This is a genomic window from Natronorubrum sediminis (genome assembly GCF_900108095.1).
Classification (GTDB): Archaea; Halobacteriota; Halobacteria; order Halobacteriales; family Natrialbaceae; genus Natronorubrum; species Natronorubrum sediminis.
In genome coordinates, this window is the sequence record NZ_FNWL01000002.1 from 160,219 (window position 1) to 168,607 (window position 8,389).

An 8,389-nucleotide genomic window follows, 5' to 3' on the forward strand; every position below is an offset into this window, starting at 1 on the left:
ACACTCTGACGAGTAATCAGTACAGAGAACGAGTTCAGCACAGCACCTTCGGTTGTTTCACATCGAAACCCCTGCATCAACTGTTTAGTTGACCTTCGGAGTGAGCAAGAGGCATTCTTAACTCTATGAAAACCACTTTTATCTGACATAGATATGCACGATTGATCGTGATACACCGATTTATGGAACCCAAAGTCGCACAACGAACGGAACACGTGAATCGACGACGAACGGGGAGATTTGGTGACGGTCGGCGGGAATCAGCGATGAACGGAGAACTTCACAGTGGCGACCAGACGACCGCAGTGTAGGAATCGAATCAGTTGGAAAACGCGACCGATTTCGAAACCGACCGAAGCCGGTTACTGGAAGCCGATTCGGCTGCCGCGTCGGCCCGTCGGCCCGGGACCGCCCGAACCGCCGCCCTGGAACTCCTCTTCGATCTGCTCGTAGTACTCGAGGATGTCGTCGGTGATCGTCGGCCGAACGTTCTCCATCGCCTGTCGGAAGTGGCGCATCTCGACGATGTCGGCCTCGTGGTCCTCTCGGAGGGCTTCGATCGCCGACTCGCGAGCGATCGACTCGAGGTCGCTGCCGACGTAGCCGTCAGTGATCTCTGCGATTTCACGCAGCGTCACGTCCGCCGCGAGGGGCGTGTCCTCGGTGTGGATCTCGAGGATTCGCTCGCGCCCGTCGATGTCGGGTTCGCCGATCATGACGAGGCGATCGAACCGGCCCGAGCGCAGGAGTGCGGGATCGATCATGTCGGGTCGGTTGGTCGCGCCGATGACCATCACGTTCTCCATTTCCTCGAGGCCGTCGAGTTCGGTGAGGAGTTGGTTGACGACGCGCTCGGAGACGTTCGAGCCGACTTCGCCGCCCCGCCCGGGTGCGAGGGCGTCGAGTTCGTCGAAGAAGATCACCGTCGGGGAGACCTGGCGCGCCTTGCGGAAGGTCTGCCGGATGGCCTTCTCCGATTCGCCGACCCACTTCGAGAGCAACTGTGGTCCACGGACCGAGATGAAGTTCGCGTTCGTCTCGTTGGCCACGGCTTTTGCCATGAGCGTCTTCCCGGTTCCGGGTGGCCCATAGAGCAAGACGCCAGCCGGCGGATCGATTCCGAGCCGATCGAATCGATCGGGGTTGTTCAGTGGCCACTCGACGGACTCCTGAACTTGCTCTTTCGCGGAGTGGAGACCGCCGACGTCGTCCCAGGAGATTTTCGGTAGTTCGACGAGCACCTCCCGCATCGCCGAGGGTTCGACCTCGTTGAGTGCGCCTCGGAAGTCCTCGCGCTTGACGATCATCCGGTCGATCAGGCTCGGCGGGATGTCCTCCTCGTCCAAATCGATCTCCGGCAAGTATCGGCGCAAGGCTTTCATCGCGGCCTCTTTCGTCAGGCTCTCGATGTCCGCGCCGACGAAGCCGTGGGTCTCGTCGGCCAGATGACCGAGGCTGACGTCGTCCGAAAGGGGCATGCCGCGGGTGTGGATCTGCAGGATCTCCTCGCGGCCGACCTCGTCAGGCACGCCGATTTCGATCTCGCGGTCGAATCGGCCGGGCCGTCTAAGGGCGGGATCGACCGAATCGACGCGGTTCGTGGCCGCGATGACGATGACCTGACCTCGAGCCTCGAGGCCGTCCATCATCGTCAACAACTGGGCGACGACACGGCGTTCGACCTCGCCGGTGACGTCCTCGCGTTTCGGTGCGATCGAGTCCAGTTCGTCGATGAAGATGATCGCGGGCGACTCCTCGCTTGCATCTTCGAAGATTTCCCTGAGTTGTTGTTCGGACTCGCCGTAGTACTTGGAGATGATCTCCGGCCCGGCGATGGAGAAGAAACTCGCGGAGGTCTCGTTGGCGACGGCCTTCGCGAGCAGAGTCTTCCCGGTGCCGGGTGGGCCGTGAAGCAAGACGCCCTGTGGGGGCTCGATCCCCAGTTTCTTGAAGATCTGGGGGTGTTTCATCGGCAGTTCGACCATCTCGCGGACCCGTTGAATCTCGTTTTGGAGCCCGCCGATGTCTTCGTAGGTGATCCCGCCTCCGGTCTTCTCGAAGCCGCTGATCGGCTCTTCCCGGAGTTCCACGTCGGTGTCTTCGGTGATCAAGACGACACCCTCCGGCTCCGTCTCGACGGCGATGAGCGGAATCGCCTGTCCGGGCGACCGCATGAATGGATGGTTCGTCGAGGACATAACCGGGACGATGTCGCGGCCGACGACCGGCCGCTTGAGGATCTGTCGTTTGACCATGCCGGCTGCGTCGGAGCCAAACTGCACCGACGCCTCCTCGGGTGGGGCGAGAGTGAGCTTGTCAGCCTTCGTCGCCTCGGCTTTTCGGATCGTCACACGCTCGCCGATCCCTACGTCGGCGTTCTGGCGGGTGAACCCGTCGATACGGACGGTGTCCGTATTCCAGTCCTGCCGGTCTGCCCGCCACACCTTCGCGGCGGTCGTATCTGCACCTTCAATTTCGATGATGTCGCCCGGACTGAGCTTCAGATGTAACAGCGTGTCCGGGTCGAGTCGGGCGATACCACGACCCGAGTCGTTCGGGTATGCCTTCGCAACCTCCAGTTGAACTTCGTTCATGATTCGGGATGGACGGCCTTGTCTGTGTCTCCGCCTCGTGCGCGGATAGTTTTTTTGCTAGCCCAAGTCATTTCCTGTGCTAAATGCTACCATGGATAACTCCCACAGGTACATACATAGCTGTACCGGCATCGGTCGGTTTTGGGGGTACCGACACATCTCCAACCCCTCGATCTCGAGCGAGACGGTGGCGCTGAGAAGATGGCTTTTTAGCCGTGCCTCACAGCCGTTTATCTATGAAAACGCTCGCGTTCAATGGGCGCATGGGCGCAAGCGGTGACATGATCCTCGCCGCCTTGCTCGATGCCGGCGCGGACCCCGACGCCTTAGAACCCGTCACCGACGCACTCGAGGTCGAATACCGAATCGGCGAGACCGTCAAATCCGGGATTTCCTCGACGACGGTCGGTGTCTACCTGACAGATCGAGACGAAACGGCCGACGACGGGAGTGAAGACGACCACTCCCACGAACACGGTGACGGGGATAGTCACGATCACTCTCACGAGCACGACAACGGTCACGATCACGAACACGGTGACGCTGACGATCACGACCATTCCCACGAACACAGCCATTCCGACGACCACAGCCACACGCACGCCGAGGGACACGGTCCCCACCGAAGCTATCTCGAGGTCCGCGAAATCGTCGAAGCGATGGACCTCGAGCCGGCAGTCGAGGCCGACGCGCTCGCGATTTTCGAACTTCTCGGCGAAGCCGAGGCCAGTGTCCACGGGGAGTCACTCGAAGAGATTCACTTCCACGAGGTCGGGGCCGACGACGCCATCGCGGACATCGTCGGTGCGGCCCTGTTGGTACACGACCTCGAGATCGAACGAATCGTGACCACGCCGCTCGCGACGGGCGGTGGCTCCGTGTCGATGAGCCACGGCGAGTACCCCGTCCCCACCCCCGCGGTCGTCGAACTCGCCCAACGGGCTGAGTGGTCGCTTCGGGGTGGCCCCGTCGATACCGAACTCCTGACGCCCACCGGTGCGGCGATTCTGGCTCACCTTGCAGACGGCATCGAGTCGCTGCCGACGCTCGACCTCGAGGGTACCGGTTACGGCGCGGGTGGCTACGACCTCGACCCGCACCCGAACGTCCTTCGCGTGCTCGTCGGCGACGACGGAGCACGTGGCGGCCTCGAGAAGGACGATATCGCCGTCCTCGAGACGAACCTCGACGACGCGACACCGGAGGTCCTCGGCGGGTTACAGGAAACGCTCGCGGACGCGGGCGCGCGAGACGTTTCGATCCTCCCCGCGACGATGAAGAAGTCCCGTCCCGGCCACCTCGTGAAGGTCATCTGCAAGCCTGCGGACCGACAGCGGGTGGCTCGAGCGCTGGCCGAAGAGACGGGCACACTCGGCGTTCGGGATGCCGGGGCGACACATCGATGGATCGCGAATCGGGAGTTCGAAACGGTGGAGGTAGACCTCGAGGGCGAGGCGTACGAGGTTGCGGTAAAGATCGCCAGCGATGAGGATGGGGAGGTTTACGACGTCAGTGCTGAGTACGACGACGCGGCGGCTGTCGCAGCAAAAACAAACTGTCCGATACGAGAGGTGCTACGGCGTGCTGAACGGGCGTACTCAACAGAATACTGAGTCGTCGTGAGCCAATCTGGGCCGTGAGTGAGTACTCACGTCCCGAGTGTTTTCAGGCGTTCAAAGGCTACTATTCGTCGGTAAAGAGTGTCGAAACTTCCAGAAGGGGGATTAGGAAATTAGTCGTTCACTCACACTTCAATTTCTCGTACTCACGCTTTTTCTTCTCGTAGGCGTCTCTTTTCTGCTCGAGTTTCTTCTCGTCTACCCGCCCTTTCTCGTGTTTCTTTTTGGTTTTCTCGCACTCGCGTTTTTTCTTCTCGTAAGCGCGCTTTTTCCGCTCGAGTTTCTCTTTGTCCTTCTTCTTGTCTTTCTTCTTACCCTTCTTCTTTTTCTTCGGTGGCTTCGGTGGCTTCGGTGGTTCCGGTGGCACCTCCGCACACGGCGCGTCGATCGCCTGCACGTTCGCGTTGAACAGAATGTCGCCGTCGTAGACGATCTGGAGGAACGAAGGATCGAGGTCGCCGGGCAACGGAACTACTGCGACGCCGTCCGCGCCGACGGGTACGTTGTACGTCTCGACGATGTCTCCGACGAAAGTCACCTGCGCAAAGATGGTCTCTCCCACGGGGATGTCCGTCGTCGTGATCGTGATCGCGTCGCAGGTAACCTCGAGGGCCTCGATCCGTGGATCCTCCGGCTCCGGTGGGTCCGGCGGTTCGGGGGTACACGGCGCGTCTTGGGCGACGACATGCTGATCGTCGAGCACGAGGTCGTTCAGCGTGAGGATGAAGCGAGTCGGGTTGAGATCTCCGGGCAGCGTGAACGTCGCGGTGTTGTTCTGAACGGTTGCCGTGAACGTCTGTGTCGACTCCTCGCCATCGGCGTCCAGGAACGTCACCTCCGCGGTCAGCTCAGTCCCGTCGTCGATGTTCATCGTGGTGACGGTGATCTCATCGCAGGTCACCTTAAAGTCCATCAGCGCGGGTTGTGGGTCGTCGGAATCGCACTCGTAGAACGTCGCGTTGCTGATGTCGGGCGAACCCGGCGGCAGACAGAACGTAGTCACGCCCTCCTCGACGGGTGCGACGTAACAGAACTGTCCTGCCTTGAGCGTGACGTAGTCAGCACCCTCGGGGATCTCGTCGGGCGTGAAACACTGTCCGGTGAGGTCCGTGAACAGCGGGAACAGCGGGCTGACCTCGTCGCAGTCCTCTTGCGCTTCGACGCACGCGATACACTGTCGGACCTGCGGACCGGGGACGAACGTCCCACAGAATTCGGCGGTGATGGGCGGCTGATTCTGTTGGGGAGCTTCTTGTTGCGTAGATCCAGACACTGCTGAGAGCCCACCCAACCCGACTGCACTGGCCGCGCCAGCCGCGGTGATTCCTCGTAGATACGTTCTTCGTTCGACACCACTAGGGTCGTGATCTTCGTCACTTGCCATACAAGAACTGCGAACAGTACACCAACTCTTTGTTATCCAGAGACAGAACTCTTTTCGCCGACAGTATGTCGACCAAACAGAACGGTAACGCCAGTTGAAATCCAGTTGTGATTATGGTAGCACCTTGAAGCACACTTACGGTTCCATTTTCGGAGTATTGTGCCAAGCATCGATATAGAGGGTTAGTTTCACGGATTTCTAACCGAACTCATACGGCGTGAAAGTATGCTGTGGCAAACCAGTCGGATTCCGGGGTCGTTCCATCTCGAACCGACGAACTCGCTCGAGAAACGGGTGGGACGACAGTCGGAATCGCGGTATAATTGAAGTCTCGAACGATTTGGATGCTGGTGAAAATTGGGAATGAGCGTAAAGTGGAGAGTCGCCCCCTCGTTAGACCGTAATCGCGGTGTTCGAAACGGTCGAAATTGAACTCGAGGGCGAATCGTACGAGGTCGCCAGCGACGCGAATGGTGAGATTTACGACGTGAGTGCTGAGTACGACGACGCGCTGGCGGTGGTCCGAGAGACCACGCTCCCAATCGCGAGGTTGCCCGGTGTGCGGAACAGAAGATACTGGACGATTAGGGCCTGAAGGACGGAGACAACCGATAGTCGGTGACTGGGACCGAGGCTCGAGGTGGGTCGTAATCGAACCCCCCTCCGGCGGGAACCGGCCGGTTGTAACCGATCGGTTAGCCGTCGTCCGCGTCGATATCGATCGAGACGCCGTCTCCACTCGAGGTGCTCGTCGTCGATTCGGTCGACTGGCTGATGCTCACGTTCGAACTCGCGTCGCCACCGTCGCCGCCATCACCGCCGTTACCTGCGTCGCCATCTTCGCCGTCTTCGCCGTCCTCACCGGTCGATTGAACGATTGACGTCGACTCCGAGTACACGTCGCCGTCTGACTCCGACGAGACGGACACCGAGACGTTATCTTCGGCGTCGACGATCACCTCGACGTCCGTCACACCGGTTTCAGAATCGGTCGTGTGGATCACCGTCCCCCACGAGAGCGTCTCGACGTCCGTCTCGGAGTCGGTCTCGAGTTCCTCCGCCGAGTAGTCGTCAGCTGCGTCGGACGCGGTCGTCACCGAAAACGAGACGCCGGCGTCGGTCTCAGCCGCCACCTCGACGTGCGTTCCGTCGGCAGTTTCGTCGGCCGTTACGTTCCCCCAGGGAAATGTTGCGTCTGTCATCGGTTCTGAACTGTTTTCTGCCGCGTCGCTCGAGGGGTTGTCCGGAACTGCGATCCCCGCCGCACCCGCGACGATGATCGCCACGACTGCGAGTCCGATCACGACTCCGATCGTCGGTCGTCGATTCATAGTGTTTGTGAGCAGCGGAGCACCATCATTTGGCTTCCGTTGGCTCGGTCGACGTCAACGGGAACGTTTAGTTGCGGGGATCGTTTCGACAGTAAGTCGGTCCCAACTCGAGTGAGCGAACAGCGACATCAGCTTTTGGTCTACGGGACAGTCACAGGGACAATAAGCTAAACTCGACGGATCGTAAGGTCTCGAGTGGCGTTCGGTTCCGCCGGTGAGCCGGCGGCTATCTGTGTTGACTCAAAAAATATACCGAGTTAACGGGGTTGATGTGACTCGTTACTGCTGTTATAGAACGCCGAGGAGGCCGAGTTCGACATTGACGGCACCGCCGTCGCCGCCGTCACCAGCTTCAGCGTTCTGGTCCACACTGGCATCGTTGGACTGCGTCACGTCCTGGGTTTGGTCAACGGACGACGTAGCTGACGTGCTGTCAGCAGCCTCGTCATTGTTGTTGTACGGTTTCTCGTTAGTGTCGTCGGCTCCACCGCTCGTGGCGGTGGCTTCAGAGATACCGATCTGAGCGTTGTTGTTCTGTTGGTTCACTTCGGCGTAGTTACCCGCATGTCCACCATCCCCGCCGTCTCCGCCGATGTCAACATCTACGTCCTGTGCGGCTGCTGTTCCGGCGAACCCCATGAACATGAGGCTGCCGACCATTGCGAACGTCAGTAGCATCGCGATTGCGCGTTTCATGATTTATTGATCGGGCACCACGTACGCGTGGACCGCTCGAGGTATATTTGTCACACCGATCTACACGCACGGCTCGTGCGATACGCACTTCCCACATGCTTAGTTCGGCGGTTTCGAGCGGTTCCAACGCCGTGTTGCCCGGATGAGTGGTCAGGGGATTCCAGTATTAAACCGAAGAATGGTTTCGATGTATACACGGAATTGGGATCAGTAAGATCCAGTGAAAAGATTCACCGTCGTTGATCGGAGAACGCTATCGAGACAGTAATTGTTCATCACCGAATTTACATATGGGATACACTCATATCGCGCGATTGAATCAGACCCGGCCTGTCTTCGAAATTACTCGTGTGAAAGCGTTCTCGATATCGTATACCCGTTGTAGTAATTGCCAACAGTGGTGAAATAGATATCATTTCCGTCGGATTGGTGGTAGATGCGATGTCAATCGGCTCGGAATGAAAATAGCCACTGCCAGACCACCGTTAGACCACTTCGAAGAGCAATCTACTCCGTTAGTAGTCGCTGGCACTACGGTGAACGTCCGTGTCAGTATGACCATCGAGTCCTCGCTGTAATTCCACCGATGTTCGCGAGGGGCGAGGCAAAAAAAACAACGTGGCGAATTGTGTGTGGTTCTCGGGTTACGCTACCGAATTATGCGAGGACACCGAAGGCGAGGGCAGTCTCGAGGAGAGCGAGCCCTTCCTCATCCTCTTCACCGTTGTCAGCGTCGTCGCCGTTGTCAGCGTCGTCGCCGTTGTC

5 protein-coding genes are annotated in these 8,389 nt (G+C 59.3%); 1 reads left to right on the top strand and 4 read right to left on the bottom strand.

Annotated features, from left to right (window positions below):
- Positions 1 to 362: 362 nt before the first annotated feature.
- Complete coding sequence (locus BLW62_RS08065) at positions 363 to 2,594, bottom strand: CDC48 family AAA ATPase (protein WP_090506601.1); 2,232 nt, start codon at positions 2,592 to 2,594, stop codon at positions 363 to 365.
- Positions 2,595 to 2,830: 236 nt separating this feature from the next.
- Here BLW62_RS08065 and larC point away from each other — a divergent pair, with 236 nt between their 5' ends.
- A complete protein-coding gene (larC, locus tag BLW62_RS08070; RefSeq protein WP_090506602.1) occupies positions 2,831 to 4,207 on the top strand; it encodes a nickel pincer cofactor biosynthesis protein LarC in 1,377 nt (458 codons plus the stop codon).
- 127 nt (positions 4,208 to 4,334) lie between these two features.
- Here the strand turns inward: larC and BLW62_RS08075 are convergent, their stop codons facing one another.
- From BLW62_RS08075 to BLW62_RS18610, 3 genes are all read right to left on the bottom strand, one after another.
- Positions 4,335 to 5,597 (bottom strand): hypothetical protein, encoded by a 1,263-nt coding sequence (locus BLW62_RS08075; RefSeq protein ID WP_245726694.1) that lies wholly within the window; start codon positions 5,595 to 5,597, stop codon positions 4,335 to 4,337.
- A gap of 695 nt (positions 5,598 to 6,292) precedes the next feature.
- Entirely contained in the window at positions 6,293 to 6,928 is a 636-nt protein-coding gene (locus BLW62_RS08085) for a chalcone isomerase family protein (protein WP_090506604.1), read from the bottom strand.
- 288 nt (positions 6,929 to 7,216) lie between these two features.
- Complete coding sequence (locus BLW62_RS18610; RefSeq protein ID WP_175459708.1) at positions 7,217 to 7,624, bottom strand: hypothetical protein; 408 nt, start codon at positions 7,622 to 7,624, stop codon at positions 7,217 to 7,219.
- Positions 7,625 to 8,389 lie beyond the last annotated feature (765 nt).

Bases quoted from the DNA above. Each gene is read 5' to 3' on its own strand.
- larC (WP_090506602.1), top strand. From the start codon at position 2,831: ATGAAAACGCTCGCGTTCAATGGGCGCATGGGCGCAAGCGGTGACATG.
- BLW62_RS08075 (WP_245726694.1), bottom strand. From the start codon at position 5,597: ATGGCAAGTGACGAAGATCACGACCCTAGTGGTGTCGAACGAAGAACG.
- BLW62_RS18610 (WP_175459708.1), bottom strand. From the start codon at position 7,624: ATGAAACGCGCAATCGCGATGCTACTGACGTTCGCAATGGTCGGCAGC.
- BLW62_RS08065 (WP_090506601.1), bottom strand. From the start codon at position 2,594: ATGAACGAAGTTCAACTGGAGGTTGCGAAGGCATACCCGAACGACTCG.
- BLW62_RS08085 (WP_090506604.1), bottom strand. From the start codon at position 6,928: ATGAATCGACGACCGACGATCGGAGTCGTGATCGGACTCGCAGTCGTG.